Origin of the sequence: Caballeronia calidae (genome assembly GCF_900044055.2) — a bacterium.
Taxonomy (GTDB): Bacteria; Pseudomonadota; Gammaproteobacteria; order Burkholderiales; family Burkholderiaceae; genus Caballeronia; species Caballeronia calidae.
This window is the reverse complement of sequence record NZ_FCOX02000019.1, coordinates 1-26956: the sequence shown is the minus strand read 5'-3', so window position 1 is coordinate 26956 and position 26956 is coordinate 1. Positions and strand designations below refer to the sequence as shown.

Sequence of the window (26956 nt, the reverse complement as noted above, 5' to 3'; positions counted from 1 at the left end):
GCCACGCAAGCAATGCCCACCTCCCAACTCTCCGTCCACTTCTTCCTCCAGGCCGCCGTGATCGTCTTCACGAGCCAGCTCGTCGGACGGATCGCGCAACGCGTCGGCCAGCCGCAAGTGGTCGGCGAGATGATCGCGGGCGTATTGCTCGGCCCGTCGCTCTTCGGGCTGCTGCTGCCGCAATGGCAGCAGGCGTTGTTCCCCAAACCGACCATGGGCATGCTCTACGTCGCCGCGCAGCTCGGCGTCGGGCTGTACATGTTTCTCGTCGGCACCGAGTTCCGCGCGGAACACTTCCGCGCACGCGCGAAGAGTGCGATGAGCGTGTCGCTCGCCGGCATCGTCGCGCCGTTCGCGCTCGCGTTCGCGCTCACGCCGTGGCTGCGCACGATCTCCGGCCTCTTCGCCGCGAACGTGCGGCTCTACGAAGCGTCGCTGTTTCTCGGCGCGGCGATCGCGATCACCGCGTTCCCGATGCTCGCGCGCATCATCCACGAGCGCGGCCTCGCCGGCACGGCGCTCGGCACGCTCGCGCTGACCGCAGGCGCATTCGACGACGCCGCCGCATGGTGCATCCTCGCGATCGTGCTCGCGAGCTTCGGCGGCTCGTGGATGGGCGCGTATGCCGCGATCGGCGGCGGCGCGGTCTTCGCGCTCTTCATGATCTTCGCCGGCGGCAAGTTGCTGCGACGGCTCGCCACCGGCCTGAGTCCCGACGCGCCGCTGCCCACGAGCGTGCTCGCCGCCGTGATGGTGCTGTTCTCGCTGTGCGCGTTCGCGATGGACGCCATCGGCATTCACGCGGTCTTCGGCGGCTTCCTGCTCGGAGTGGCGCTGCCGCGCGGCCCGCTCACCGAAAAGCTGCGCGACATGCTGCAGCCCTTCGTCGTCGTGTTTCTGTTGCCGATGTTCTTCACGTACTCGGGCCTGAACACACGGCTCGACATGCTGATGAACCCGGCCATCATGGGCGCCGCCGCCGTGATCCTGCTCGCGTCGTTCGGCGGCAAGGGGATCGCGTGCTGGGCCGCCGCGCGCCTGAACGGCGAGCCGCCCGGCGATGCGATGGCGATCGGCGCGCTGATGAACGCGCGCGGCCTGATGGAGCTCATCATCATCAATATCGGCCTCGCGGCGGGCGTGATCCTGCCCGGCCTGTTCTCGATTCTCGTGCTGATGGCCGTGCTCAGCACGCTGATGGCGACGCCGCTCTTCAACTGGATCGTGCGCCGCCAGGCCGCGACGCCCTCGGTCATCGCGCGCTAGCGCCGGCCAGCGAGCCTAGAATAGCGGGATCGACACGGCTCTTCTTCCCGCACATCATGCGTTCCTGGCGACTCGACCGCCTTTCCTCACAAGGGCAGCTGGATCTCAGCCGCGCGACGGGGCTCGTGTCGTCCATCGGCAGCGAGGATTCCAACGCGCTCGCCGCCGAAGTGCTCAAGCTGCTCGGCGACGTTGCCGCGATCTCGCAATGCACGATTTTCGCGTACGAGTTCGGCAACCGGCCGCGCACGGTATCGGTGGCCGATCATCGCGGCGGGCGCTTTCTGCGCGATGTCGCCGACACCTACGCGCGCCATTTCTACGCGCTCGACGGCAATCAGAAGATCGTCTCGACGGCGCGCAACGACAAGCCCGGCTCCGTGCTCGTGCTGCATCGGCAAACGAGCGAGGACATCGCGAACGAGGCGTATCGCGCGGCGTGCTATCACCAGCCGAACGTATCGGATCGCGTATCGCTGCTCGTGCAGCCCACGCCCGACTTGTGGCTCTCCGTGAATCTCTATCGCGACACGCGCTTCGGCAACTACCATCCGCGCGAGATCGCGATGATCGAGGCGATGGCGCCGCTCATCGCGCACGCGGCGAAGCATCACTACGCGATCTGCGGGCAGCGCGACATGCCGATCTCCCATCTGATGCTCGCGCGCGTGCGCGGCCTGTGCCCCGAGCTGTCGAAGCGCGAGCTCGACGTGCTGACCGGTGTGCTCGAAGGCCGCACCGCGCAGGAAATCGGCGACGCAATGGGCATCAAGGCGACGAGCGTCGTCACCTATCAGAAGCGCGCCTACCGCAGGCTCGGCATTTCGAGTCAGCGGCAGCTCTTCGCGCTGTGCATCGGGCCGGGCAAGGTCTGACGCTCCCTGATTCGAACATCGACGTATCCGTGTTTTCCCCAAGCCGTTGAAGGGCTCGCGCTGTACCCAAATTGAGGACAGACGGCGCAAGCCCGCGCTCCATACTCCGACGCATCAGATGTCCGACAGAGCGACACGAACGGAGACGACAGCATGGAATCGACGAGCGCAACGGGCGCATTGAACACGGCTTTATCGCGGACGCAAGAACAGGCGGTGATCGCGAAAGTCTCGCGGCATCTGCTGTGGTTCCTGTTCGTGCTGTTCTTCTTCTCCTTTCTGGACCGCATCAACATCGGCTTCGCGGGCCTCACGATGATGAAGGACCTCGGCCTCACCAGTACGCAGTTCGGTCTCGCCACCACGCTCTTCTATATCGCCTACATCGCTTTCGGCATTCCGAGCAATGTCGTGCTCGCACGCATCGGCGCGCGCCGCTGGATCGGCACGATCATGATCGCGTGGGGCCTCGCCTCGACGGCCACGATGTTCGCGACGAATCCCACGTCGCTCTATGTATTGCGCGTGCTCGTCGGCGTGACGGAAGCGGGCTTTCTGCCCGGCATTCTGCTCTATCTCACGTACTGGTTTCCCGGCGCATACCGTGCCCGCGCCAATGCGCTCTTCATGATCGCGATGCCCGTGACCGCGGCTGTCGGCTCGGCGCTGTCGGGCTTCATCCTCGCGCTCGACGGCACGCTCGGCCTCAAGGGCTGGCAGTGGCTCTTCCTGCTCGAAGGGATGCCCTCCGCGCTGCTCGGCCTCGTCGTCTATCGCTATCTCGACGACAACCCCAACAAGGCGCGCTGGCTCGATGCCGATGAAAAGCGCACACTCGCCGCGACGCTCGCAAGCGAGCATCGCGACGACGCGACCGCGCCGGCACTGGTGCGCGGCAACGGCATCGTCTCGGAGCTGCTCTCGCCGACCGTCGTGAAGTTCGCGATCGCCTACTTCTGTCTCGTGAACACGCTCGCGATGGTCGCCGTGTGGACGCCGCTCATCGTCAAGAGCTTCAGCGCCGATGCGAGCAATCGCACGATCGGCCTGCTCGCGGCGATTCCGCAGGTTTGCACGATCGTCGCGATGATCGTGTGGGGACGCCGCTCGGATCGCAAGCAGGAGCGCAAATGGCATCTGCTGCTGCCGATGCTCTTCTCCGCCGCCGGCTGGCTGTGCACCGCGTTTTCCGCGAATCCGGCGCTGCGCATGCTCGGCGTGTGCCTCGCATCGGCGGGCTCGTACACGGCGATGTCGATCTTCTGGACCACGCCCGATCACGCATTGAGCTTCAAGGCGCGCGCCATCGGCATCGCGGTCATCAATGCGACGGGCAACATCAGTTCGGCGCTCAATCCGCTCATCGTCGGCTGGCTGAAGGACGCGACGCACAGCTTCACGTCAGGGCTGATCTATTCGGCCGTGCTGCTTGCCATCGGCACGCTCGTCGTGATGATGTTGCCCATACAGAAAACCGAAGCGCGCGCCGCTTGAAGAATCACGGAAGCTATCAGGAGCACAGCATGAACAAGGCATTCAAGCCGTATCCGTTCACGGCGAAAAAATACGCGGCACGCATTCCCCAATTGCAGCATGGCGTCGATGTGAAGCGTCATGCCGTGACGATCGTCGGCGGCGGCCCGGTCGGTCTCGCGGTCGCGCTCGGGCTCGCGAATCATGGCGTGCGCTCGGTGCTGATCGAAGCGGACGATTCGGTGTGTCACGGCAGCCGCGCGATCTGCATCTCGCGGCGCAGCCTGGAGATCATCGAGCGGCTCGGTGCGCTCGACGGCTTTGTGAAGACCGGCTTGCCGTGGACGGGCGGACGCAGCTTCTATCGCGACACGGAAGTGCTGCATTTCACGATGCCGCAGGATGAAAACCAGAAGCTGCCGCCGATGGTCAATCTCGCCCAATACCACATCGAACAGTTTCTGCTCGATGCCGCCGAGAAGCGCGCGGACCTCATCGATATCCGCTGGCAAACGCGCGTGAAGTCGATCGACGCACGCGACGACGGCGCGACGCTGCAACTCTCCACACCCGACGGCGACTACGCGCTCGACACCGACTGGGTCGTCGCCAGCGATGGCGGGCGCAGCACGATACGCGAAGCGCTCGGCCTGCAATTGAAGGGCACGAGCTATGAAGGCCGTTACGTGATCGTCGATATCGAACTCGACAGCGCGCGGCCGACCGAGCGCCTCGCCTACTTCGATCCATCGTCGAATCCGGGCTCGACCGTGCTCGTGCACAAGCAGCCGGACAACGTATGGCGCATCGACTATCAGCTGCGCGACGGCGAGGACGCCGACGAAGCCGTGAAGCCCGAAAACGTGATGCCGCGCGTGCAGAGCCTGCTCGACATGATGGGCGAAACGGGCGCATGGTCGCCGATCTGGATCACGATCTACAAGGCCAATGCGCTGACGCTCGAACGTTATCGGCACCGACGCGTGATGTTCGCCGGCGACGCCGCGCATCTCGTGCCGATCTTCGGCGTGCGCGGCGCGAATTCGGGTATCGACGACGCCGACAACATCGCGTGGAAGCTCGCGTTCGTCGTGAAGGGTCTCGCATCCGATGCGCTGCTCGACAGCTATTCCGACGAGCGCGTCGCCGCGACGCACGAGAACCTGAGCTACGGGACGAAGAGCACGGAGTTCATGGCGCCGCCTTCGTTCGCGTTCGAACTGATGCGCACGGCCGTGCTGAGTCTCGCCGCGACGCATCCCGAGGTGCGCTCGCTGATCAATCCGCGGCAGACCTCCGCGATCACGTATGCGAACTCGCCGTTGAACGTCATCGATCGCGATGCGTTCGCTTCAGGCCCGGTGCCGGGCGCGGTGCTCGCGGAATATCCGGTGACGATCGCGGAAAGCGGACACGGGCGCGAAGCGCATCTGACCGATCTCGCCGGCCCGATCTTCACCGCGCTTTGCTTTACCGAAGACGGCATCGTGCCCGCCGCTTTCGCGACGCTCGCGAACGCGCTGCGCACCGGCGGCGTGCCGTTCAAGGCGGTGCCGTTGAGCGCGCATCTGCATCCGGAAACGCCGGGCGTGCATGCATGGGATCACACCGGACGCATCTTCGAGCGTTATGACGCGAAGCCCGGCACCGTGTATTTGCTCAGACCTGACGGCCACGTGCTCGGGCGCTGGCGCGACGCGCAGCCGCGCGATATCGAAGCGGCGCTTGCGCGCGCACTGTCCGCATCAAACGACTGAACGATGGAGAAGATCATGACCGATGCACAACTCGACGCCGTCTACACGCGCCTGTGCAAAACGATGACGCAACTCGGCGAGGCGCACGCTTCGCTCTTTCTCGCGCGCTTTGCATTGCTTGCAATCGGTGAGATGAACGATCCGGAGGGCTCGCTCAAATTGATCGATCAGGCGAGCGACGGGATCGCCGGTTGAAAAAAAGGCGTCGTGCCGACCAGCCTCGGCACGACGCCTTCGCGTGATGGCCGTCAACGTCGCATGAGACCCATGACCAGCGTCACGAGGAATATGACGAGGAATATGAAGAATAGAATCTTCGCGATGCCCGCCGCGCCTGCCGCGATGCCGCCGAACCCGAGGGCCGCGGCGATGATCGCGATGATGAAAAAGACCAACGCGTAATACAACATGATGGTATCTCCCTCCGGTTTCGGATCCGCCGCGCGCCCCATGTGCGCGGACAGTTCCCTAGCATAAGCAAGCAGTATTCCTTACCGGATGGAGCATCGGATTCTGCCGTGATATCCTTGCTTCGTCCTGCGTACACCATCAAACCTGCAATCACGCCGCGAGCGCGGATCATCCGCTTTTACACTGCCGTCAAGAAGATTCGTCCTCTGCCGTTAATCATAAAAAAGGGACGTGACTGTAAGGCGCGGTGAAGCTCGTTCGCGCGCTGTTCCGCGTTATCGAATGGTCATGCGATACGGGCACCATTCCAGCGGAGCAATCCCCTAAAAAGGGCCATGCTCGCATGGTTGACGATCTGCGGTTCAAGGTCGATCGCTTCGCCATCTTGAGCATCAAGACATACGCGGCGGGCATCCCACCACCGAGGCACGAGAGACACGTCCGGATGCCATTCATCCGACGATAGATTGAAGGGCGCCGCCCTCGCGGCCCCATGGGAAAGAATTGATGAAACCGGTAAGGAATTCGCTGCGGTCACGCGTTGGCCGATATATCGCGTATGGTGTGATCGCTGCGGCGCTCGTGACGGGCGTGGGCGTTCTGCACTGGAGCAATGAGCGTGCCGCGCAGTCGCGGTCCGCCGCGCTGACCGGCGTTGCGAGCCAGATGCGCCATGACGCGGCCGCGTGGACGCATCGCGAGAAAGACGCATCGGAAATGCTGACCGACATTCGCGAGCGCAACGTCGCGACGATCGGCGTGAGCCCCGACGCGATTCTCGTCTCCACGTCGAAGGGCGAAAAGTACTATGTCGCCGACCATAACGGCGCCTTCTCCAATGCGCTGCTGCTCGGCGATCTCAAGCCGGGCGCGTCGGCGCCCTATCAGCTCGTGTGGCTGCCCGACGCCAACGTGCGCGTCGGGATGGCGCGCTGGACCGAGACGTTCGATCGTTCGCGCGACGTGCTGAGTCTTCTGCTGCCGGTGCTGATGATCGGCGGTCTGCTGTGGTTCATGCGCCGCGAGATGCGCGGCGGCGCGCAATTGCTCAGCACATCGCCGGCGCTGCGTTTCGATGACGTCATCGGCGCGGGCGAAGCGAAAGCCGCGCTCACCGATGTGCGCGCGTTTCTTACCGAGCCTGCGCAATTTACCGGCATGGGCGTGCGCGCGCCGTGCGGCATCCTGATGACGGGCGGGCCGGGCGTCGGCAAGACGCGGCTCGCGCAGGCGCTCGCGGGGGAATGCGGCGCGAACTTCATCGCGATCACGGGCAGCTACTTCAGCGCGAAGTACTACGGCGTCGGCATTCAGAAGGTGAAGCATCTGTTCGAGCTCGCGCGCAAGAACGCGCCGACCGTGATCTTCATCGACGAAGCGGACGGCCTCGGCAAGCGCACCGATACGGGCGGCGGCCCGGTCGAAGCGGAAAGCAACCGCATCATCAATCAGCTGCTCGCGGAGATGGACGGCTTCGCATCGAACGAAGGCGTGATCATCGTCGCGGCGACCAATCATCCGGACAATCTCGACGAAGCGCTGCGGCGTCCCGGCCGTTTCGATCGCACGGTGCAGGTGCGCCTGCCGAGCGTCGAAGACCGCGCGGAAATCCTGCGCTTCTACGCGGACAACCTGAAGACGAAATCCGACGACATCGATTTCGACCAGCTCGCGCGGCTGACGACGGGCCTGTCGCCTGCCACGTTGTCGATGATCGTGAATCAGGCGGGCCTCGTCGCGCGCAAGGCGGGCGATCGCGAAGTCGGCGCAACGCATTTCATGGAAGCGATCAAGATCGCGCGCATCGGTGATGTGAACGGCGCGGAGCGTGCCCTTTCCGACGACGAACGCACGCGCATCGCGGTGCATGAAGCGGGTCACGGACTCGTCGCCGCGCTGCTCGGCACGGGCGTGCTCGAAGAGGTCACGATCCTGCCGCGCGGCGGCGCGCTCGGTGTCGCGCTCATCACGAAGATGCAGGACAAGCATCTGTATCGCGAGACGGAGCTGCGCAACGAGATTCAGGTTCTGCTCGGCGGACGCAATGCCGAACTCCTGATGTTCGACGAAGCATCGAGCGGCGCGGCATCGGATCTGCAGGAAGCATCGCGGATCAGCCTCGACATGGTGTCGAAGTTCGGCTTCAACGCCGACGGCAACCTGTTCAGTCTCGCGGCGCTGCCGCAGCAATACGCGGGCTTGCAGTTGAAGAACTCGATCGAGCACGCGAACGCGCTGCTGCACGATCTGAGCGATGCATGCTTCGCGCTGTTGCAGGCGAACGAGCCGGTCTTGCGCGCGATCGCCGATCAGTTGCTGGAGTCGGAGACCGTGCCGGGCGAGACGGTTTATCGTCTCATTCGCGAGCACGCGGCGGTTATCGCGGAAGCGGAAGAGGAAGCCGCCAAAGTCGTGCTGGCGGCATAAGGACCGATGCGGTCGGGCGGAATCCCGTCTAACGGGCCCGTCTCGACCGTGGGCTGAATTGCCCGATCACCTCCGCGAGAAGGCGCATCCCCTGCCCTATCTGCTCGACGCTCAGGCTCGCATAACCCAGAATCAAACCCGCCGCGCGGCTTCGCCCTGAAGCCGCTTCGCCCGCGAACAGCGGCGACACCGGATAGACTCCCACACCCCTCTCGCTGGCCGTCCTCACCAGAGCGGACTCGTCCTTCGCACGCAACGCGGGCAGCCACAACAGCACATGCAAGCCCGCCGCCGATCCGGTGACGTGAGAGCCGGCGGGCAAATGATGCGCGATGGCATCGAGCAGCGCCGTTCGACGTCGCTCGTACTCGCGCCGCATGCGCCGCACGTGACGCTCGTAAGCGCCGCTTTCGATCAGCGACGCCAGCACACGCTGTTCGAGCACGGGCGCGTGCCGGTCGCAGAGCCGCTTGGCCTGCCGGAAGACCGGCACGAGTTCATGTGGCAGCACCAGATAGCCGAGCCGCAAATGCGGCGACAACGCCTTCGAAAAGGTGCCGATATAGATCACGCGGCCCCCGGCGTCGATCGACTGCAATGCGTCGATCGGGCGCTGGCCATAACGGAACTCGCCGTCGTAATCGTCCTCGATGATCCACGCGCGCCGACGTTGCGCCCATTGCAGCAGTTCGAAGCGCCGGCCGATGGGCAAGACGCCGCCCAGCGGAAACTGGTGCGATGGCGTGACATAGGCGAGCCGTGCGCGATCGTCGTCGGGAAGGCGGCTCGTGTCGATGCCATGTTCATCGACCGTGGCGGGCAAGAGCCGCGCCCCCGACGCCTCGAAGCAGTGACGCGCGATCAGATAGCCGGGGTCCTCGAAGACGAAGCCATCGCCGGGATCGAGCAACAGGCGCGCGCACAGATCGATGGCCTGCTGCGTCCCGCTCACCACGACGATCTGCTCCGCATCGCAGACGAGACCGCGCGCGCGTCCCAGATACGTCTGAAGGGCGCGCCGCAACGACGCATCGCCTTCGGGCGCGACATAGTAGAGATCGCCCCGCTGGCGCAGCAGTTCGGCCTGATACGCGCGTCGCCAGATCAGCGTGGGGAAGTCGCGCGCAGAGAGCGCGCCATACAGGAAGTCGATGCGGCGTCGATCGGCGGAAGGCAGCGTCGGCGCGCGAATCTTTTCCACGCGACGCCCGTACTCGGACAAGACCGGCGCGCTGCGGGCGCGGCGAGGCGAACGCGCCGATGATGCGCGTGTCGCCGGCTGGCTCGCGACGCGCGCGGCACGGCCCGCCGACGTGACGATGAATCCTTCCGCGGCGAGCTGCTCGTAGGCCGACGTGACCGTGGTCCGCGATACGCCGAGCTCGGCCGCGAGGGCGCGCGTCGATGGCACGGTGGCGCCGGCGGGCAGCGTGCCATCGGCGATCTGCGCGCGCAGCAGATCGTAGATGCGGCGCCCGGTTCCGGCGGCGCCATCGTTGGACTTGCGAAACTGGACCATAGAAAGTCATCAAAACTGGATCTTCTCATTGTGCCTGTTTCAGGCGACAGTGACGGACCATTCGCACTCGCTTTCGAGAGACCACGATGTATATCCCTCCGCACTTCGCACAGACACGTCCCGATGAATTGCTTCGGATCATCCGCGCGCATCCGCTGGGCATGCTCGTCACGCATGACAGCGCGGGGTTCGACGCCGATCACATCCCGTTCGAGTTCGATCCGGACCAGGGCACGCATGGCGTGCTCACCGCACACGTGGCGCGCGCCAATGATCTGTGGCGCCGCTGTCCGTCAGGCTCGCCCGTGATGGTCGTCTTTCGCGGCGCGGAAGCGTACATCTCGCCGAACTGGTATCCGAGCAAACACGAGGCGCACAGACAAGTGCCCACGTGGAATTACGAAGTCGTGCACGCGCACGGCACGCTCACCATTCGCGACGACGAGCGCTTCGTGCGCGGCTTGGTCGCGCGACTGACGCGCCGGCATGAAGCGAACGAGCCCGCGCCGTGGAAGATGGGCGACGCCCCGCCCGAATTCATCGATGGCATGCTGCGCTCGATCGTGGGCATCGAGATCGCGGTCACATCGCTGGTGGGCAAATCGAAACTCAGTCAGAACAAGGAGGCGCGAGATCGCAACGGCGCCGCCGACGCGCTCGCGTCGCGCGGACATCACGAACTCGCGCAATCGATGCGCGCCGATGCGTGAGTTCGGACACAGGGAGCCTCACATGTCGTTCGTTGCGTTTCTGATCGCCGCCATCGTTCTTGCCATGACGCCCGGGCCGGGCATCGCTTACGTCGTCGCGCGCACGGCTGCGGCAGGACGGTCCGAAGGGCTGGCTTCGTGCATCGGCACCGCGATCGGCGGACTGCTCCACGTACTCGCCGCGGTGCTCGGGCTATCCCTTTTGATCGCGAAGTCCGCGATGCTCTTCGGCATGCTCAAGTACATCGGGGCCGCGTATCTCGTCTATCTGGGAATACGCTTGCTGTTGCGCGCGGATCAGCCGCATGACGCCCAGCGAATCGAATCGCAGGGTGTTCGCCGTGCGCTGCGCGAGGGCATCATGGTCGAAGCGTTCAACGTGAAGACGGCCCTCTTCTTTCTCGCTTTTCTGCCGCAGTTCGCCGACCCGGCGCAAGCGCTGGCGCCGCAACTGGCGTTGATGGGAAGTGTCTGCGTCGTGCTGAACACGCTCGTCGACGTCATCGCGGTGCTCGCCGCGGCTCGCCTGCTTCGATCCGGCGTGCTGAAAGGCCGGCTGCTGAACCGGATTTCAGGCGGCGTCATGGTGGGACTGGGTGCTTTCCTCGCGATGGCGCGGCGCGCAGCCCACGCGGGATAACACCTACCGGAGCCGAAACCTGAGCAAAGGGCATTGACGGCGCTTTTATGCGCCCGAATACTACGGCTTCGGTGCATCGCGTGCACCTGTTGGACGCTCGAAACGACATAGGGAACTCGATATGAAGAATACCTCGCTCGTACGATTCGTCACGAAGGCCGCGCTTGCAGCCTCGACAGTCATGTTCGCGATGTGCGCCACCGCCGCCGAGCCGATCAAGATCGCGCTGGCCAACTGGGCCGATACGCAAGCTGTCGTGTACACCGCGAAATACGTTCTCGAAACGAAGCTGCAGCAACCGGTCACGCTGGTGACGACGGACATCGGCATTCAGTATCAGGGCATCGCCCGGGGCGACCTGGATCTCATGCTCGGAGCGTGGCTTCCGGTCACGCACGGAGCCTACTACAGCCGCTACAAGAATGAGATGGAGGATCTGGGCGTCATCTATTCCGGCGCGAAGATCGGCTGGGCGGTTCCGGATTACGTGCCCGAAAGCGACTTGTCCTCACTCGCCGATCTCAACAAGCCCGATGTCAAGACCAAGCTGGAAAGCAAGATTCAAGGTATCGATCCGGGCGCGGGCGAGATGGTCGCCTCCGAGAAGACCATCAAGGCCTATGACCTTGCGGGTTATAACCTGATTGCGGCGAGCGAGGCCGGCATGTTGGCCGCGCTTTCGCGTGCCTATCAATCGAAGACCTGGATCGTGGCGACCGTATGGAGCCCGCATTGGTTGTGGCAGCGGTGGAAGATGCGGTATCTGAAAGATCCCAAGGGCACCTTGGGCGGTGAGGAACAGATCCACGGATTCGCGTCGAAGAAATTCGCAGCCAAATTCCCGCGTGCCGACGTCTTCGTTCGCCACTTCAAGTTGACGCTGGCCGACGTCGAAGCGATCGAACTCGACGGAAACACGACGAACGACTGGAATGCCGCAGCGAAGAAGTTCGTCGACGCACATCCGGAAAAAGTCCAGGCGTGGTTGCAGCAATAAGCATTGAAAGCGCGCACGGATTGCCGGACCCGCTTCCGGCCTTTCTTCGCGAAGCCGGCGATCATTTTTTCGCCGACTTCGCTTTCAAACCGGTGCGCGCCTGAACGCGGTCCCTGTAGAGAGACGAATATCCCGTTGTTTCAGAGCGACGACGTGCGCGCAAGATAACCCGCCGGCTTGCGGCCGAGTTTGCGGCTCACCTTGAGCGCGAACAGCACCGGTTTCGAGATGTGCGGACGCAGGATCGCGTGCTTGCGCACATAGTGCGGAACGTGCCATTCGGAGCGCGTGCCCGCATAGAAGAGCGCGGCATGACCGGCGCGCAGCGTGCGCGGCTCCTGGCCTTCCGCCGTGATGATGACCTCGCCTTCGATCACGTAGATCGTCTCGTCCTCCTCGAAATACCAGTTGAAACGTCCGGCCGTGCAATCCCAGACCCACGATGTCGTCGTCGTGTCGGGACTTTTCGACCACTGACCGCACCGCGCCACCGGATTGCCTTCGAGGATCCATGACGGATCGATCGGAGATGGCTCCAGCAGGACTTCGTCTAGCCGGACAGACTCGAAAACGGAAGATGTCATGTAGGTTCCCTCAACGTTGCTGATGATCGGTCATAAAACGATTAAGCAATATGCCCATTCGTTTTATCCGTTGATTTGGCTCCGTCTGGAACGGACTCGGTTGCCTTGTGCCGCGCGTTCATTCGCGCTACTCGCTCGTCTGGTTGTGTCATTGACAAGACACGTCCATGGCGAAATCGTTCCTTACAAATGTAATGTTAGCGAATTGTCTTGCAGTTCAGGAGCAAATACTTAAGCGCTATGAGGGAAAGCAGACATAACTTTTGCTGGAATCATTCTCGATTCGCCGACCCCATTGCTTTTGAGGATCAGGGACTCATCGAACGTGCGATCTGTCTTTACGCGTGAAGAATTTGCCTTGAAAAGCGTGCGATCGCGTAACTGTTACCCGGCTGGACAACCGCCTCTGAAAATGTTGGACAACGCACCGAAAGGGAAAATCGATAGGAGGTTTAATCGCTGCACACGTGCAAGACAACGCGAAAAAACATGCGCGAAAAGACAAATACATATAGCGGCTCTGAGGGAAAGAACGTTGCCCCTCACGCGTCTTTGACCGCAGAAGCGTACATCGGTCATTTGGAGCGGGGAGGCAACTCATGACGCCGATTGTTTTCGGAGGCCGTTTCGGCTGGCTTCATGCCGGCCATGGAAAGCACGGCGTCGTGCTATGCAAGCCTTTTGGACATGAAGAGTCGTGGGGTCATAAAGCCATGCGTCATCTGGCCGAAGATCTGGCTCGCATGGATATTCCGGTCTTGCGCTTCGATTATCTCGCCACGGGCGATTCGGTCGGCCTCGATCATGAAGGCGATCAGCTCGATGGCTTCGTCGCGGATATCGGTGCGGCTGTTGATTGCCTGCGCAACGAGACGGGCGTAACGAAGGTAACGTTATGCGGTTTGCGTCTCGGCGGGACGCTGGCGGCGCTCGCGTCGCATCATCCGCTGGTGGATTCGCTGGCGTTGCTTGCGCCCGTGATGAACGGCCGCCGTTATCTTCGCGAGCTGACGGCATTGCACAAGGCCTGGGTCGAGAATCTTCCCGTGCCCGTGCGGGCCGGGCAGATCGATTCGCCCGTCAGCGTGCTCGGGCAAATCTATAGCGATGCGTTTCGCAGCCGGTTGAGCGAGCTCGATCTCGCAAAGGCCATGAGCCGTCAGAGCGCGATTCCGAAGCGCGTATTCGTCGTCGATGTGCTGCCCGGAGCCAGTCAGGCGCTATACGGTCCGCTGCGCGATCGAGGCGTCGAGGTCCACACCGAGGGCTTCGACGACTACTTCGAATTCATGCAGGAGACCGCGTCGTCCATCCTGCCGGAGAAGACCCTCACGCGAACGGCGCAATGGATCGCACAGGGCATGATGGAAGGCAGCTCCGTCGATCCGATGAAAGTCCGCACGAGAAAGCCGACGCGGCCGGGCACGAACCGCGATGCGATCATCGAGATGCCGGAAGCGATCGAGCGTCCGGTGGTATTCGGTGCAGCGGGACTCTTCGGCATCCTGTGCGAGCCGCGCGACAGGCTCGTGGGCGGGCCGGCCATCGTCATCACCAATACTGCGGGCAGCGTGCATCACGGCGACAGCCGCCTGTCCGTTCGCATCGCGCGGGAGATGGCGCGACGCGGGATCGCATCTTTGCGCATCGATGCGCGCGGCATCGGTGACAGCCCGCCGCGCTCGACCGATGAAACACCGGAGACGGCGGCGCCGATTCACGCGCAGTCCATCGTCGAGGACGTGGCGACCGCGGCTGCATGGCTCAAGCGCAAGGGCTACGATACGGTCCTCACGTTCGGCATCTGCTCGGGTGCGTATAGCGCGTTGCGCGCATCGCTCATCGAGCCGTCGATCGCGGCTGTCATCGCGGTCAATCTTCAGCGCTTCTACATTCCCGAAAGAATGACGCTGCAAGAGCTCAGGAACGAAAAGCGCAATTCGATGGCGCGTCTCGGTCCGGCCATTCTGAAGCCTTCGAAGTGGTGGCTGGTTCTGAGCGGCAAGCGCGGGCTCAGGCCGATCGCCAAGGCTTTCGCATCGAATGCCGCGGCGCGCCTGCAATCGCAGTTGCTCGGCGTGAATCGCAAGAAAGCGGTTGGCGGCACCGGCGAAGCGTCGATCACGCATCCGCACGGCGTCATTCAGACGCTCGAACGCAAAGGCGTGCAAACGCTGCTGCTGTACGGCGCGGGCGACGATGGTCTCGATCAGCTCAATGCACACTTCGGCAGGCACGGCAAGAAGCTGTCGCGTGCCCCGCGCGTGAAGACCGCGGTGTGCAAGGATGTCGATCACGCGCTCTACGATCCGCGCGCATTCGCGAGAGTGATCGCGCTGTCCGAGGCGTTCATCCGCGAACTGCATCCCGAGAGCACGCCGGTCATCGACACCGTCGCTCCGCCTCTGGGTGTTTCACAGCAGTTGTGATCCTGCATCGCGTATCAGGAAAAACGGGCCCGTCATGGGCCCGTTCGCGTATGGGGCCGAAGCGTCAGATGCCGTGCGCCATGTGGCGTGACGCGTACCAGTCGACGAACCGATCGACATACGTTTCCGTGAAAGGCGAGTACGGTCCGGGCACATAGCCGGGGTCCTGCGCGCCACGGTGATCGATCGCGACGAGACTCGCATCCTGCGCGTTCGTCGCGACCCATACCTCGGTCAACTTCGTGATGTCGTAATCCACGCCTTCAACCGCGTCGGCATGCACGAGCCACTTCGTGCGCACCAAAGTCTTTTCCGGCGTGAGCGGAACGATGTAGGTGATCATGGCGTGGTTTTTTCGGTTCGCGCCTCTCCGACTGGCTCCGCCTCTGATGCATAACCTAAAGTAATGCGGCCCGGAAAATAAAGCGCATTGACGGTGCTTTATCGCGAACGAATACTCGTCGCACAGCGAAGGCAGCCGAACCTGAGAGGCAGCATTCACGCCCTGCAATCGCACATTAAAACTATTTCCAGGAGCACGAGTATGGCAGGCGAACCAGCCGTTGACGCAGGCAGCGCAGTCGAACCCGGCGGCAGAGAAGTGATGTTGCGGGACGTGAGATCGTATCGGCTTGCACGGGTGCAGGAGCAACTCCTCAAGCACAAGGTCCCGGCGATTCTTCTGTATGACCCGGTGAACATCCGATACGCGACCGACACGTCGAACATGCAGGTCTGGGCGGGCCGCAATCCCGCGCGCTATGTGATGGTTTTCGCCGATGGCCGCATCGTCGCGTGGGAATTTCACAGCAGCGAGCATGTGTGGGACGGGCTCAACCTCGATGTCGAACTGCGCGGCGCCATCAGCTGGACCTTCTTCAATGCGGGCCATGAAGCCGAGCGCCGTGCCGAGACCTGGGGCGCCGAGATCGTCGACGTGTTCCGCCAGCATGCGCCCGGCGACCGCGTGCTGGCCGTCGATCGGCTGGACCCGTTCGGCGCCGCTTATCTGGAAAAGCACGGCATCACGCTGCTCGACGGCCAGGCGTTGATGGAGACGGCCCGGCTCATCAAGTCGTCCGGCGAGCTGGTTTTGATCGGCGAATCCTTGCGCACCGCCGAGAAGGGCATCGAGCGCATGCGGCGCGAACTGCGCGCGGGGCTGACCGAGAACGATATCTGGGCCCATCTGCATTTCGAGAATATCCGGCACGGCGGCGAGTGGATCGAGACCCGGCTGCTCGCATCGGGCGACCGCACCAATCCCTGGATGCACGAGTGTTCTTCGCGTGTCCTGCAGGATGGCGACCTGCTCGCGTTCGACACGGACATGGTGGGGCCGAACGGCTACTGCTCCGATATCTCGCGCACGTGGCTCGTCGGCGACGGCCGTCCATCGGATGAGCAGCGCAAGTTGTACGAGTACGCCTATGCGCAGGTCCACTTCAACATGGATCTTCTGCGGCCCGGCATGACCTTTAGGGAGTTCTCGGAAAAGGCATGGAAGATTCCGGAGCCGTTCGTCAAGAACCGCTACTGCTGCCTTGCACACGGCATCGGCATGGTGGACGAGTATCCGTCGATCGCGCATAGCGTCGACTGGGACAGCGCGGGCTACGACGGCCGCTTCGAAGTCGGCATGACCGTGTGCGTCGAAAGCTATATCGGCGCGGATGGCGGCAACGAGGGCGTCAAGCTCGAGCAGCAGGTCGTGCTCACGGAGCACGGCTGCGTTCCGCTCACGACATGCAGCTTCGAGACCGACTGGCTGTGACTTGCGTCGCAAAAGCGCGTTGTCGATAACCCCATCACATCAGGAGACGTCATGTCAGGAAATCGTGGAGTCGTTTATGTGGGGCCGGGGAAAGTTGAAGTGCGGAGCATCGCGTTTCCCGAACTGGTCGATCCGGCGAACCGGAAGTCGATTGCGCGATCGACTGCGTCGGCTTCGAAGCGCGCGGACACGGTCACTCGGGCTCTCAGGTCGAAGCGCCGGCCACGGTGCTGAACTCGCTGATGGAAATCACGCGCGCCGCCGGGAAGATCGGCATTCCGGGCCTCTATGTGACCGATGACCCCGGCGCCACCGATACCGCCGCGAAGCACGGCAGTCTTTCGGTGCGCTTCGGGCTCGGCTGGGCGTAGTCACATTCCTTCTTCACCGGCCAGACGCCGGTGATGAAGTACAACCGCAATCTGATGCAGGCGATTCTCTGGGACCGGTTGAATATCGCCGAGGTCGTCAACGTGACGGTCATCGAGCTTGATCAGGCGCCCGGCGGTTACGCCGAATTCGATTCCGGCGTGCCGAAGAAATTCGTCATCGATCCGCACGGCAGTCTGAAGGCCGCTGCGTGAGTGCCCGGCGGTTGGGCTCGCGATCATCGCGCGCCCAACCCGGCGCGGCTTGCAGGCGTGTCGTCAGTCGGGAATCTCGGGTTCGACCAGTCTTTCCAGTTGAACCAGCGCCTCCTGCCAGCCGAGATAGCACAATTCGACGGGAATCGCCTCGGGCACGCCTTCCTGCACGATGCTGAGCTCGGTGCCACACGACACCTGTCGCAATGAAACCGTGATATGCATCTCGCCGGGCAGGTTCGGATCGTCGAAGCGGTCCGTATAGCGGATCTTCTCGTACGGCACCAGTTCGATGTACTCGCCGCCGAACGAATGGCCGTTGCCGGTGCCGAAATTGCGAAAGGACATCCTGTGCGTGCCGCCCGTGCGTGCGTCCAGCTGATGGACCTGGCAGGTGCAGCCGTAGGGCGCAAGCCACTTCACGATGGCATCGGGTTCGAGGAAGGCGCGGTAGACGCGTTCGGGCGTTGCGCGCAAGACGCGGTGGAGACGGACGGTGCCGGTAGTCATGGTGTGCTCACCTTTCACGGGATGAATTGGACACACTTCCACGACGATACATCGAAGCCGGAATCGACAACCGGGCGGGTCATGGAAAACCCCGAGGTTGTGTCGATCGGTCGATTCACGCGGCGCTCGGCTCGATTTTTCCGGATGGGCGCGCGGCATCCGGCAGACGCACGCCCGCCCCGTCGCCGGAAGAATCCGCTGAACTGTCACGGCCACGCTGCTTTTCCATCCGTGCGCGACGCACCGCCACGAACAACAGCGAAGCGAACACGACCGGGCCGATCCCCGCATTCAGAAACAGCCCGCACAGATCGCCCAATCCCGGATACAGCCACGCCACGCCCAGGATTTCGCGTTCCCAGGGCAGCCATCCGTCCCGCAGCGCTTTCGCGGCGAGCAGCGCAATGGGCACGCCGAGCCACGTGGCATCGTAGTTGAAGAGATACGGACTGATCATGCAGGTTCCGGCGACGAGCGCCGTCGCGCGCACGGCCAGATCGTCCGACTGCCGCCATACCCAGAGAACCGCGCCCGCGGCGACGATCGCCTGGCACGCCTGCGCCACGTAGGCGGGCGCGATCGGCACATGAATGACGCGCAGGGTCGCGAACAGGCTCGCCGTCTGCCACCACGGCAGCGCGCCGATCGCGATGGCGCTGTTGGCGAGGCTCACGCCATGCAGGAATACCGGAATCACGGCCAGGCCGAAGACGGCGATCGATATTCCCGTCAGCAGCAGCGCGGTGACGCCGGCGGCGATGAAGGCGGTCCACATTCCCGCGCATGCGAGCACGAGCGGAAACAGGATCGCCAGATGCGGCTTGATCGACAACATGCCGATGCATATACCGGCGAGAATCGGCCGCCTGTTCAACAGCAGCAGGGCGCCGAGCGCGAGCGCGGCGGTGATGCACGAATTCTGCCCTTGCGTCATGGTCAGCCAGATACCCGGAAACGCGAGAATGGGCAGCAAGGCGCCGCGCATCGGCAATACCTTGCGCAACAGCACGACGAAAACGGCGGCCGTGGAGACAGCGAAGATCACGTAGGCGACCGGCGCGGGCAACAGCGCGAACGGCCGCAGCAGCAGAAGGAAGTTCGGCGGGTAGAAGAACGGGCCGGGCGCCGGCAGGTTCGGTGAGATGTGCCGCGCGGCATGGACCAGCGCCGGGAACGAGTAGGCTTCGAGCGGCGTGCCGTCGAGCCATAGGCGCGACGCCGCCCAGAACGTCGTGAAGTCCATCCCGTTCGGCTGGCCATACAGCGTCCAGCTATGCCAGGCGCAGCGCAGTCCGTAGATCAGCGACGCCAGCAGGATCGTCCCGCAATACGCACGCAAACGCGCCTTGTTGAACCAGTGCACCGTGGAGGTCGACACTTTGGATGAATTTTCGAGCATGGTTCGCCGTATATCGGCCGGGTGATCGCCAGACTTTAGCCAACCCGCTTCATTTGCGTTCCGGATAAGCGGCGACACCACGGTCATGCAAGAATGCTCGTCGTCGAAGCGGCTCGCGCAAAATGTCCGAGAGGAAGACCCGACATGAAGAACTCGCCGAAGATCTGGCCGATGATCTGTGCGTCGGCCTTCTCTCTCGCCGGCTGTGCGGCGGGCAGCGTGCCGCAAGGCGCGACGCATCTCAGCCCGACGCAATGCCGCGATCTCACCGCGCTCAGGAACAACGCACCCCCCACGCGCGAGCGCAATCTGAGCGAGCTCGCGGCGCTCAAGGCCGCGGGCTACGATCCGTCGAAGTTTTACGATCCGTACTATCCGGACGACCTGCAGGCGGCGCAGCGTCAGGTCGATCGCTGGTATCAGGCGGAATGCCAGCAGGCGCGGCCGGGTTGAGCCCGGCCATCGCGAACCGGCGAGCGCATCAGCGCATCTTTCTTGCTTGACCGATAGGCGACGTGGCGACTTCATCCTCGCCTGGCGAACGACCTTCGCCAGGCACGAAGCCGTCCTGGCAAGCGATGGAACGGAGGAGCCATGCGCCATATCGGGATCACATCCGGCATCCGCCGCGCAATTTCTGCCTCGCTGATTGCACTGCTTACCGCGTGCGGCGGCGGAAGCGACTCGGGCGGAAACGCGGGCGGGAGCAGCGCGTCCACGCCGGCGGGCGGCATCCATCTGCAGGTCGTGTCGTTCGGGGATAGCCTGTCGGACGTCGGCACCTATGCGCCAGTCGCGAACACGGTCGGCGGCGGGCGCTTCACGACGAATCCCGGCCAGGTATGGACGCAGGACGTCGCGCAGTATTACGGCGACACGCTCACGGCGGCTTACACCATCGACCTCGGGCACGAGTTGAAGCCGCAGAGCGGATTGGGCTATGCGCAGGGCGGTTCCACCGTCGCCACGCCGGCCGATCAGGCGCAATTTCTGACCGATGTGATCGGCGACGTCGAGATGCCGGTCAACGTGCAGATTTCGAGCTATCTGTCCGCGCACGGCAGTTTCAATTCAGGCCAGCTGGTGCTCGTCTGGGCCGGCTCGAACGACGTGCGGCGCGCAGGCAGCCCGCCCGCCGCCAACACGACGGTCCAGAATGCGGCCACGACGCTCGCGCAACTCGTCGGCCAGATCGTGCAGCACGGGGCCACGCACGTCGTTTTGGTCAACGTGCCGAATATCGGACTCGCACCCGATGGCATCAAATCGTCCGACGGCGGTGCGAACTTCACCCAGCTATCGCAGCTCTTCAATGCGACCCTGACTTCCGCGTTGCAGGCCAACGGCGTGCAAGGCAAGGTCATCCTGATCGACTCCTACACGTGGACGACGCAGACCATCGGGAACTTCCGGGCCAATGGGTTCACCGTGTCCAATACGGCGCAGGCCTGCGACCCGCAAAAGACGCCGCGCGACACGGCCCTGCTCTGCTCGCCGCCCACCTACGTTTCGCAGAACGCCGACCAGACCTATATGTTCGCCGACGAACTGCACCCGACGACACGCATGCACGCGCTTTTCGCGCAATACGTGGAGCAGCAGATCGCGGCAAGCGGGCTTGGTCGCTGATCTTCGCTTCTGCCGTCGCGCGCATCGCGCGACAGGCTGAGCGCTCGGCCATCCAAATCGACGAATTCTGAGATTTCAGAACGGCGCGGATCGGGCCTGTGTCCGGTCCCAAACAATTTCCCTCTAAATCAAAGACTTACGCATATTAGCGCGCACGTCTCGCTTGGCATGGGCCTTGCCTTGTTATTGCGCATAGACCCGCCGCGAAAGCGTTTCGCGGTTCGAGGCCAGCCAGCCGGCACAGAGCCAGCCACGTACGGAGACGACACCTTGACCCTGCCCTTGCCCAACCGACCACCGGCATTCCGATAGCCGGCCCCGCTTTTCCCTGACCTGTTTTTCCCGATCACCATCGCGCGCCTTCGAAGGCGCCGCGCGGGAGGCTGTCGCCGCCATTCCGGCGACCACGCCCGCCGAAGCAAGGAGACATTCGTGCACATCACATCCCATACCGCGCAGCATGACGATGCGCAACAGGCATCGATCCCGAAGGAGCGTTTCTGGCCCGAGGGCTGGTGGAAGCTGATGGAAACCCGCATCGGCATCATTCCGCTGCCGGTGTACGTGCTGCTGCTCGTTCTGATCAGCGGCTTCGCGGTGACGGGCAAGGTGCCGGGAGAAATCTCGATGGCGATCGCCGTGCTCGCCTTCTTCGGCTTCACGTGCGCGGAAATCGGCAAGCGCATGCCGCTCGTGCGCAACATCGGCGCGGCGGCGATCTTCGCGACCTTCATTCCGTCCGCGCTCACCTACTACCATCTGCTGCCGAAGCCGATCCTGCATCTCACGACGGAGTTCACGAAGCAGACCAACTTCCTGTATCTGTTCATCGCGTCGATCATCGTCGGCAGCATCCTGAGCATGGACCGGCGCGTGCTGATCCAGGGCTTCATCAAGATCTTCATCCCGCTCGCGGTCGGCTCAGTCGCGGCGGCGATCGTCGGCACGCTGGTCGGCATGGCGTTCGGGCTCGGCGCGCGTCATACGCTGCTCTATATCGTCGTGCCGATCATGGCGGGCGGCGTAGGCGAAGGCGCGATTCCGCTGTCGATCGGCTACTCGGAGATCATGCATTTGCCGCAGGGCGAACTCTTCGCACAGGTGTTGCCGCCGGTCATGCTCGGCAGCCTCACGGCGATCCTGCTGTCGGGCGTGCTCGACCTGGTGGGCCGCCGCTATCCGCATCTGACGGGCCAGGGCCGCCTGCAAGTCGGCGAGCAGGACGAGATGGACCCGGTGCAGGAAGAGATTCGCGGGCATATCGACGTGACGCATATCGCGGCGGCCGGCATCACGGCGATCACGCTGTATCTGCTCGGCCTGATGTGCCGGAACCTCTTCGGCCTGCCGGCGCCGGTCGCGATGCTGTTTCTCGCGGTGCTGGTGAAGCTCGCGCGCGCGGTGTCGCCGCAGCTTCAGGAAGGCGCGTTCGTCGTGTACAAGTTCTTCTCGACGGCGGTGACGTATCCGCTGCTGTTCGCGATCGGCGTGGCGATGACGCCGTGGGACAAGCTGATGGCGGCGTTCACGGTGGCGAACATCGTGACGATCGTCGTGACGGTGGCCACCCTGATGGGCACGGGCTTCGTGGTGGGACGCCTGCTGAAGATGTACCCTATCGACACCGCGATCGTGAACGCGTGCCACAGCGGCCAGGGCGGCACGGGCGACGTGGCGATCCTGACCGCCGCGAACCGCATGACGCTGATGCCGTTCGCGCAGATCGCGACGCGCATCGGCGGTGCGATCGTGGTCACGCTCACCTTGCTGGTGCTGGCGCACTTCGGATGACAGACGATGACGATGCTGGGCGTCCCGCTGTGGGCGGTGTTGGCAGGCGTGGCGCTCTATGTCGCCGTGGCGGCGGCCGCGGTCGAAGTGGCGTGGCATCGCGGGCTGGACGCACTGACCGAAGCGGGCGCGCACCGGCTGGATCTGTACGCCGCGAGCCTCAGGAGCGAACTGGGCCGCTATGAAATCCTGCCCGCGATCGCAGCGCGTCAGGACAGCATCAAGGCGCTGCTCGAAGCGCCGCCCGACGCGCGGCGCGCCCTGCTTCCCGGCGTCAACGAGTATCTGGAAGCGGTCAACGGTGACGCGGGCAGCGTCGCTGTCGACGTCATCGATCTGAATGGCGACGTCATCGCGGCAAGCAACTGGAATCAGCCGGTGAGCTTCGTCGGCACGAACGTCGCGTACCGTCCGTACTTCGCCGATTCCCTTTCGAGCGGCAGCGGCCGCTTTTTCGGCATCGGCACGAACACGGGCCAGCCGGGCCTGTACTTCGCGAGCGCGGTGCGCGGCGCGCAAAAGGTGCTCGGCGCGACGGCCGTCAAGATCAGCGTCGATCCGCTCGAATCCGCGTGGCGCGTGCCGAACGAAGCCGCAATGGTCGTCGATGGCAACGGCGTCGTCGTGATCTCGACCGTGCCCGCGTGGAAGTTCACCGCGCTTGCGCCCATCGCCGCGCAGAAGCAGCAGCAGATCCAGGCATCGCGTCAGTATGCGGGCCACAAGGTCGAGAACCTCGGCTACGCGAGACTCGACGACTGGCGCAACGGCGCGTGGTTCGCGCGCCTGCCCGACTGGTCGCATCCGGGGCGCGAGCGGCGCTATCTCGTGATGTCGCGCAGCGCGCCGCAAGCAGGCGACGCGATCATGGTGGCCCTCGATCTTTCGGCGGCGCGGCGTCAGCAGCAACTCGCGTTCGCGTTCGTGACGGGCGCGTTCCTGATCGCGGTCCTGTACGCGCTCTACGCCATGCAGAAGCGCCGCGTGATCGCGGAGCGGCTCGCGGCGCAGGACGCGCTCCAACGCGCGAACGAGCGTCTCGAAGCGACCGTGCAGCAGCGCACGGCCGCGCTCGTGCTCGCCAACGAGCGCATGCAGCAGGAGATCGACGAGCGCGTGCTGACGGAGCAAAAGCTGCGCGATTCGCAACAGGAGCTCGTGCACGCCGGCAAGCTCGCCGTGCTCGGGCAGATGGCGGCCGGCCTCACGCACGAGATCAATCAACCGCTCGTCGCCATCCGCACGCTGTGCGACAACGCGCGCACGTTCTTCGAGCGCGACCAGCCCGCGCAGGCCATCGCCAATCTGGCGAGAGTCGGCAAGCTCGTCGACGGCATGGCGAATCTCACCGCCGAGCTGAAGGCGTTCGCGAGGAAGCCCGACGGACGCACGGTGCCCGTCGCGCTCGCGGACGCGGTCGCGCACGCGCGGCTCATCCACGAGGCGCGCATCCGCGACGAAGGCGTGCATGTCGATGTCGCCATTCCGCCGGACGCGGTCGTGGAAGCCGAGCCGGGACGGCTGCAACAGGTAATCGTCAACCTGCTCGGCAATTCGCTCGATGCGCTCGCCGGACGCGACGAGCGCCGCATCCGCATCGGCGCCGACCGGTCCGACGATCCGTCCCGCGTGCTGTTCTTCATCGCCGATAACGGTCCGGGCATCGATCCGCAAGTGCTCGCGCATCTCTTCGAGCCATTCGTGACGACCAAGCCGCGCGGGCACGGACTCGGCCTCGGACTGGCGATCACCTCGCGCATCGTCGAGGGATTCGGCGCGAGGATATCGGCTGTCAATCCCGAAGGCGGGGGCGCACAATTCACGATCGAATTCGTAGCGGCAAACGGCGGGAGAACGGACAGTGAACAAGAAGTCGAACCAGCAGGCCCGTGACGAGATCCGCGTGGTGATCGTCGAGGACGACGAGGACGTGCGCCTCGGCGTCGAGCAGGCGGTCGCGCTTGCGGGCTTCGCGGTGGAATCGCACGCATCGGCGGCAAGCGCGCTCGCCGCGGCCGTGCCCGGCGCGCCGGTGGTGTTCGTCTCGGACCTGCGCATGCCGGGCATGGACGGCATGCAACTGCTCGAACGCGTGCTCGCCATCGATGCGCAGATTCCCGTGGTCCTCATCAGCGGCCATGCCGACATATCGACGGCCGTCGGCGCGATGCGCGTGGGCGCCTACGATTTCATCGAGAAGCCGTTCTCGTCCGAGCATATCGCGGGACGCGTCGCGCGGGCGGTCGAGAAGCGCCGGCTCACGCTCGAGGTCGAAGGCCTGCGCGCCGCCCTGCACAACTGGCGCGGCATCGAGGCGCTCATCCTGGGCAAGTCACCAGCCATCGCCGATGTGCGAAAGAAGATTCTGCGGCTCGCGGATACGTCGGTCTCCGTGCTCATCACGGGCGAGACGGGCACCGGCAAGGAACTGATCGCGCGGGCGCTGCATGACCATGGCAGGCGGCGCGAGCATCACTTCGTCGCGCTCAATTGCGGCGGCTTGCCCGAGCAGCTTTTCGAGAGCGAGCTCTTCGGGCACGAGGCGGGCGCGTTCACCGGGGCGACGAAGAATCGCATCGGGAAGATCGAGTGGGCGGACGGCGGCACGCTCTTTCTCGATGAAATCGAAACCATGCCGATCGCATTGCAGATCAAGCTGCTGCGCGTGCTGCAGGAGCGCCGCGTGGAACGCCTCGGTTCCAACGAATCGGTCGCGGTGGATTGTCGCGTGGTCGCGGCGTCGAAGGGCGACCTCGCATTACTCGCGAACGAGGGCCGCTTTCGCGCCGACCTGCTCTATCGGCTCAATGTCGCGTTGATCGACCTGCCGCCGCTGCGCGAACGCCGCGAGGATGTGCCGCTGCTGTTCGAGCATTTCGTGCTCGCCGCGGCGCAGCGCTTCGGTACGGACGCACCCACTATCACCGCCGCCCAGTTCTCGGAACTGACGGCGCATCAATGGCCGGGCAATGTGCGCGAGTTGCAGAACGTGGCGGATCGCTTCGTGCTAGGCCTCGCGGGCGACGAGCTTATTCCGTCCGGCGACCGGCCGCGCGGCGGCTCGCTGAACGAGCAGCTTGCGTATATCGAGCGCGTGCTGATCGAGGAGATGATGCGGCGTCACAACGGCAACGTCGGCGCGGCGAGCGAGGAACTGGGCATGCCGCGCAAAACGCTGTATCACAAGCTGCGGCAGTTGAGGATTCCAGGCCGGGATGCGCAGGCGGATGAACACGACATGTGACGCTCCGGGCGAGCACCGTGAAGCCATCGAGCGTGCCAATTGCGCTCGGCTGAGCGGGCCGGTTGCCGCCCGGCAGGCGCGCGTTATGTCGGACCCGACATGAACGCCATATTGCGGCGACTCGTTTCACGCGCCGTGGTTCCGTTATATCCTCGCGTATAGTTCGGATCGGTTGATCCGATCGCACAGTGAGCGCGAGGCTGCAAATGGACGAGTCCACGGCGAATGTTTCGACTGAACCGCTTCTGACCATCGGCGGGCAGGTGGAGCGGCCGCTGCGCCTCGACATCGCGGCATTGCGCGAATTCGAAAGCGTCTCGCTGCCACCGTTCGACCTAGGAGCGTGCGCGGCAGAAATCTGATGTCATCCGGCCGAGCGGAGAAGACGTTGTTAGCAGATGCCAACAAGTTATCTCCCATACGAGCCGCAGCAGCAGATGTTGCTGCCCCACGCGCTGCAAGACTGGCTGCCGGAAGGGCACCTGGCTTATTACATCAGCGACACGGTGGATTCGCTCGACCTGTCAAGCTTCCATGCGCGGTATGCGGGCGGCGGCCCGCGCAATCAACCCTTTCATCCGGCGATGATGGTGAAGGTGCTCGTCTACGGCTATGCGACCGGGGTGTTTTCGTCGCGCAAGCTGGCCAGGAAGCTGCATGAAGATATCGCGTTCCGGGTCCTCGCCGCGGGCAACTATCCGGCGCATCGCACGCTTTGCGACTTTCGCGCCTTTCACTTGAAGGAACTGTCGGAGCTGTTTGTGCAAGTGGTGAAGCTGGCGAAGGAATGCGGACTGGTCAAGCTCGGGACGATTGCCGTTGACGGCACGAAGATCAAGGCCAATGCGTCGCGTCATAAGGCGATGAGTTACGAGCGGATGAAGAAAGCCGAGCTGGAACTCAAAGAACAGATCGATGCGCTGCTGGCCAAGGCGAA

23 protein-coding genes and 2 pseudogenes are annotated in these 26956 nt (G+C 63.9%); 19 read left to right on the top strand and 6 right to left on the bottom strand.

All coding sequences use genetic code 11. From position 1 onward, the window contains the following. The first annotated feature begins 12 nt into the window (after window positions 1–12). From AWB78_RS18720 to AWB78_RS18700, 5 genes are all read left to right on the top strand, one after another. Window positions 13–1266: a cation:proton antiporter gene (locus AWB78_RS18720; protein WP_062606909.1), complete on the top strand. Its 1254-nt coding sequence runs from the start codon at window positions 13–15 to the stop codon at window positions 1264–1266. 56 nt (window positions 1267–1322) lie between these two features. After that, window positions 1323–2141: a helix-turn-helix transcriptional regulator gene (locus AWB78_RS18715; RefSeq protein ID WP_062606907.1), complete on the top strand. Its 819-nt coding sequence runs from the start codon at window positions 1323–1325 to the stop codon at window positions 2139–2141. Between the two features lie 153 nt (window positions 2142–2294). Further along, entirely contained in the window at window positions 2295–3635 is a 1341-nt protein-coding gene (locus tag AWB78_RS18710; RefSeq protein ID WP_062606905.1) for an MFS transporter, read from the top strand. 29 nt (window positions 3636–3664) lie between these two features. Then, window positions 3665–5371 carry an FAD-dependent oxidoreductase gene (locus AWB78_RS18705; protein WP_062607109.1) on the top strand — a complete coding sequence of 569 codons (1707 nt, stop codon included), beginning with the start codon at window positions 3665–3667 and terminating at the stop codon, window positions 5369–5371. Window positions 5372–5386: 15 nt separating this feature from the next. Then, window positions 5387–5566: a hypothetical protein gene (locus AWB78_RS18700; protein ID WP_062607107.1), complete on the top strand. Its 180-nt coding sequence runs from the start codon at window positions 5387–5389 to the stop codon at window positions 5564–5566. A 53-nt stretch (window positions 5567–5619) separates the two neighbouring features. Here AWB78_RS18700 and AWB78_RS18695 read toward each other — a convergent pair whose 3' ends face one another. Then, window positions 5620–5781: a DUF1328 family protein gene (locus AWB78_RS18695; protein ID WP_008346326.1), complete on the bottom strand. Its 162-nt coding sequence runs from the start codon at window positions 5779–5781 to the stop codon at window positions 5620–5622. 508 nt (window positions 5782–6289) lie between these two features. Here AWB78_RS18695 and AWB78_RS18690 point away from each other — a divergent pair. Further along, complete coding sequence (locus AWB78_RS18690) at window positions 6290–8209, top strand: AAA family ATPase (protein ID WP_062606902.1); 1920 nt, start codon at window positions 6290–6292, stop codon at window positions 8207–8209. Window positions 8210–8237: 28 nt separating this feature from the next. Here AWB78_RS18690 and pdxR read toward each other — a convergent pair whose 3' ends face one another. Next, window positions 8238–9728: a MocR-like pyridoxine biosynthesis transcription factor PdxR gene (pdxR, locus tag AWB78_RS18685; RefSeq protein ID WP_062606898.1), complete on the bottom strand. Its 1491-nt coding sequence runs from the start codon at window positions 9726–9728 to the stop codon at window positions 8238–8240. An 86-nt stretch (window positions 9729–9814) separates the two neighbouring features. Here pdxR and AWB78_RS18680 point away from each other — a divergent pair, with 86 nt between their 5' ends. The 3 genes from AWB78_RS18680 (at window position 9815) to AWB78_RS18670 (ending at window position 12075) form a co-directional block, all read left to right on the top strand. After that, window positions 9815–10438: an FMN-binding negative transcriptional regulator gene (locus AWB78_RS18680; protein ID WP_062606896.1), complete on the top strand. Its 624-nt coding sequence runs from the start codon at window positions 9815–9817 to the stop codon at window positions 10436–10438. 22 nt (window positions 10439–10460) lie between these two features. Next, window positions 10461–11078 (top strand): LysE family translocator, encoded by a 618-nt coding sequence (locus tag AWB78_RS18675; RefSeq protein WP_062606894.1) that lies wholly within the window; start codon window positions 10461–10463, stop codon window positions 11076–11078. A 181-nt stretch (window positions 11079–11259) separates the two neighbouring features. Next, window positions 11260–12075 (top strand): glycine betaine ABC transporter substrate-binding protein, encoded by an 816-nt coding sequence (locus tag AWB78_RS18670; protein WP_232477749.1) that lies wholly within the window; start codon window positions 11260–11262, stop codon window positions 12073–12075. A 140-nt stretch (window positions 12076–12215) separates the two neighbouring features. On the opposite strand, the gene AWB78_RS18665 is transcribed toward AWB78_RS18670, so the two are convergent. Further along, window positions 12216–12659 carry a cupin domain-containing protein gene (locus AWB78_RS18665; protein WP_062606890.1) on the bottom strand — a complete coding sequence of 148 codons (444 nt, stop codon included), beginning with the start codon at window positions 12657–12659 and terminating at the stop codon, window positions 12216–12218. Window positions 12660–13258: 599 nt separating this feature from the next. Here AWB78_RS18665 and AWB78_RS18660 point away from each other — a divergent pair. Beyond that, window positions 13259–15088, top strand: a complete 1830-nt coding sequence (locus tag AWB78_RS18660) for a serine aminopeptidase domain-containing protein (RefSeq protein WP_062606888.1) — start codon at window positions 13259–13261, stop codon at window positions 15086–15088. Window positions 15089–15152: 64 nt separating this feature from the next. Here the strand turns inward: AWB78_RS18660 and AWB78_RS18655 are convergent. Next, window positions 15153–15440, bottom strand: a pseudogene (locus AWB78_RS18655) (SRPBCC family protein); the annotation flags it as partial. 252 nt (window positions 15441–15692) lie between these two features. Between AWB78_RS18655 and AWB78_RS18650 the strand changes: the two are divergent. Further along, window positions 15693–16862 carry a M24 family metallopeptidase gene (locus tag AWB78_RS18650; RefSeq protein WP_232477748.1) on the top strand — a complete coding sequence of 390 codons (1170 nt, stop codon included), beginning with the start codon at window positions 15693–15695 and terminating at the stop codon, window positions 16860–16862. A 134-nt stretch (window positions 16863–16996) separates the two neighbouring features. Next, a pseudogene (locus AWB78_RS18645) lies at window positions 16997–17446 on the top strand (MDR/zinc-dependent alcohol dehydrogenase-like family protein); the annotation flags it as partial. A 63-nt stretch (window positions 17447–17509) separates the two neighbouring features. On the opposite strand, the gene AWB78_RS18640 reads toward AWB78_RS18645, so the two are convergent. After that, the gene (locus tag AWB78_RS18640) at window positions 17510–17956 is read right to left on the bottom strand and encodes an SRPBCC family protein (RefSeq protein ID WP_062607105.1); all 447 of its coding nucleotides are present in this window, start codon (window positions 17954–17956) and stop codon (window positions 17510–17512) included. 115 nt (window positions 17957–18071) lie between these two features. Next, window positions 18072–19355, bottom strand: a complete 1284-nt coding sequence (locus AWB78_RS18635; protein ID WP_062606882.1) for a glycosyltransferase family 87 protein — start codon at window positions 19353–19355, stop codon at window positions 18072–18074. A 144-nt stretch (window positions 19356–19499) separates the two neighbouring features. On the opposite strand from AWB78_RS18635, the gene AWB78_RS18630 reads away from it, so the two are divergent. From AWB78_RS18630 to AWB78_RS18605, 7 genes are all read left to right on the top strand, one after another. Further along, window positions 19500–19808, top strand: a complete 309-nt coding sequence (locus AWB78_RS18630; RefSeq protein ID WP_062606880.1) for a DUF4148 domain-containing protein — start codon at window positions 19500–19502, stop codon at window positions 19806–19808. 141 nt (window positions 19809–19949) lie between these two features. Continuing rightward, complete coding sequence (locus tag AWB78_RS18625; protein WP_062606878.1) at window positions 19950–20984, top strand: SGNH/GDSL hydrolase family protein; 1035 nt, start codon at window positions 19950–19952, stop codon at window positions 20982–20984. Window positions 20985–21416: 432 nt separating this feature from the next. Beyond that, window positions 21417–22775: a 2-hydroxycarboxylate transporter family protein gene (locus tag AWB78_RS18620; RefSeq protein WP_062606877.1), complete on the top strand. Its 1359-nt coding sequence runs from the start codon at window positions 21417–21419 to the stop codon at window positions 22773–22775. A 6-nt stretch (window positions 22776–22781) separates the two neighbouring features. Then, window positions 22782–24668, top strand: a complete 1887-nt coding sequence (locus AWB78_RS18615) for a sensor histidine kinase (RefSeq protein ID WP_062606875.1) — start codon at window positions 22782–22784, stop codon at window positions 24666–24668. Further along, the gene (locus AWB78_RS18610; RefSeq protein ID WP_062606873.1) at window positions 24637–26019 is read left to right on the top strand and encodes a sigma-54-dependent transcriptional regulator; all 1383 of its coding nucleotides are present in this window, start codon (window positions 24637–24639) and stop codon (window positions 26017–26019) included. The genes AWB78_RS18615 and AWB78_RS18610 overlap by 32 nt, the downstream gene beginning before the upstream one ends. A 206-nt stretch (window positions 26020–26225) precedes the next feature. After that, window positions 26226–26381: a hypothetical protein gene (locus tag AWB78_RS46570; RefSeq protein WP_157697548.1), complete on the top strand. Its 156-nt coding sequence runs from the start codon at window positions 26226–26228 to the stop codon at window positions 26379–26381. Window positions 26382–26417: 36 nt separating this feature from the next. Continuing rightward, a partial coding sequence (locus tag AWB78_RS18605) for a transposase (protein ID WP_198399248.1) occupies window positions 26418–26956 on the top strand: 539 nt, incomplete at its 3' end.

Coding starts and splice junctions, on each gene's coding strand:
- AWB78_RS18720 (WP_062606909.1), top strand. CDS start 13: ATGCCCACCTCCCAACTCTCCGTCCACTTCTTCCTCCAGGCCGCCGTG.
- AWB78_RS18715 (WP_062606907.1), top strand. CDS start 1,323: ATGCGTTCCTGGCGACTCGACCGCCTTTCCTCACAAGGGCAGCTGGAT.
- AWB78_RS18710 (WP_062606905.1), top strand. CDS start 2,295: ATGGAATCGACGAGCGCAACGGGCGCATTGAACACGGCTTTATCGCGG.
- AWB78_RS18705 (WP_062607109.1), top strand. CDS start 3,665: ATGAACAAGGCATTCAAGCCGTATCCGTTCACGGCGAAAAAATACGCG.
- AWB78_RS18700 (WP_062607107.1), top strand. CDS start 5,387: ATGACCGATGCACAACTCGACGCCGTCTACACGCGCCTGTGCAAAACG.
- AWB78_RS18695 (WP_008346326.1), bottom strand. CDS start 5,781: ATGTTGTATTACGCGTTGGTCTTTTTCATCATCGCGATCATCGCCGCG.
- AWB78_RS18690 (WP_062606902.1), top strand. CDS start 6,290: ATGAAACCGGTAAGGAATTCGCTGCGGTCACGCGTTGGCCGATATATC.
- pdxR (WP_062606898.1), bottom strand. CDS start 9,728: ATGGTCCAGTTTCGCAAGTCCAACGATGGCGCCGCCGGAACCGGGCGC.
- AWB78_RS18680 (WP_062606896.1), top strand. CDS start 9,815: ATGTATATCCCTCCGCACTTCGCACAGACACGTCCCGATGAATTGCTT.
- AWB78_RS18675 (WP_062606894.1), top strand. CDS start 10,461: ATGTCGTTCGTTGCGTTTCTGATCGCCGCCATCGTTCTTGCCATGACG.
- AWB78_RS18670 (WP_232477749.1), top strand. CDS start 11,260: ATGTTCGCGATGTGCGCCACCGCCGCCGAGCCGATCAAGATCGCGCTG.
- AWB78_RS18665 (WP_062606890.1), bottom strand. CDS start 12,659: ATGACATCTTCCGTTTTCGAGTCTGTCCGGCTAGACGAAGTCCTGCTG.
- AWB78_RS18660 (WP_062606888.1), top strand. CDS start 13,259: ATGACGCCGATTGTTTTCGGAGGCCGTTTCGGCTGGCTTCATGCCGGC.
- AWB78_RS18650 (WP_232477748.1), top strand. CDS start 15,693: ATGTTGCGGGACGTGAGATCGTATCGGCTTGCACGGGTGCAGGAGCAA.
- AWB78_RS18640 (WP_062607105.1), bottom strand. CDS start 17,956: ATGACTACCGGCACCGTCCGTCTCCACCGCGTCTTGCGCGCAACGCCC.
- AWB78_RS18635 (WP_062606882.1), bottom strand. CDS start 19,355: ATGCTCGAAAATTCATCCAAAGTGTCGACCTCCACGGTGCACTGGTTC.
- AWB78_RS18630 (WP_062606880.1), top strand. CDS start 19,500: ATGAAGAACTCGCCGAAGATCTGGCCGATGATCTGTGCGTCGGCCTTC.
- AWB78_RS18625 (WP_062606878.1), top strand. CDS start 19,950: ATGCGCCATATCGGGATCACATCCGGCATCCGCCGCGCAATTTCTGCC.
- AWB78_RS18615 (WP_062606875.1), top strand. CDS start 22,782: ATGACGATGCTGGGCGTCCCGCTGTGGGCGGTGTTGGCAGGCGTGGCG.
- AWB78_RS46570 (WP_157697548.1), top strand. CDS start 26,226: ATGGACGAGTCCACGGCGAATGTTTCGACTGAACCGCTTCTGACCATC.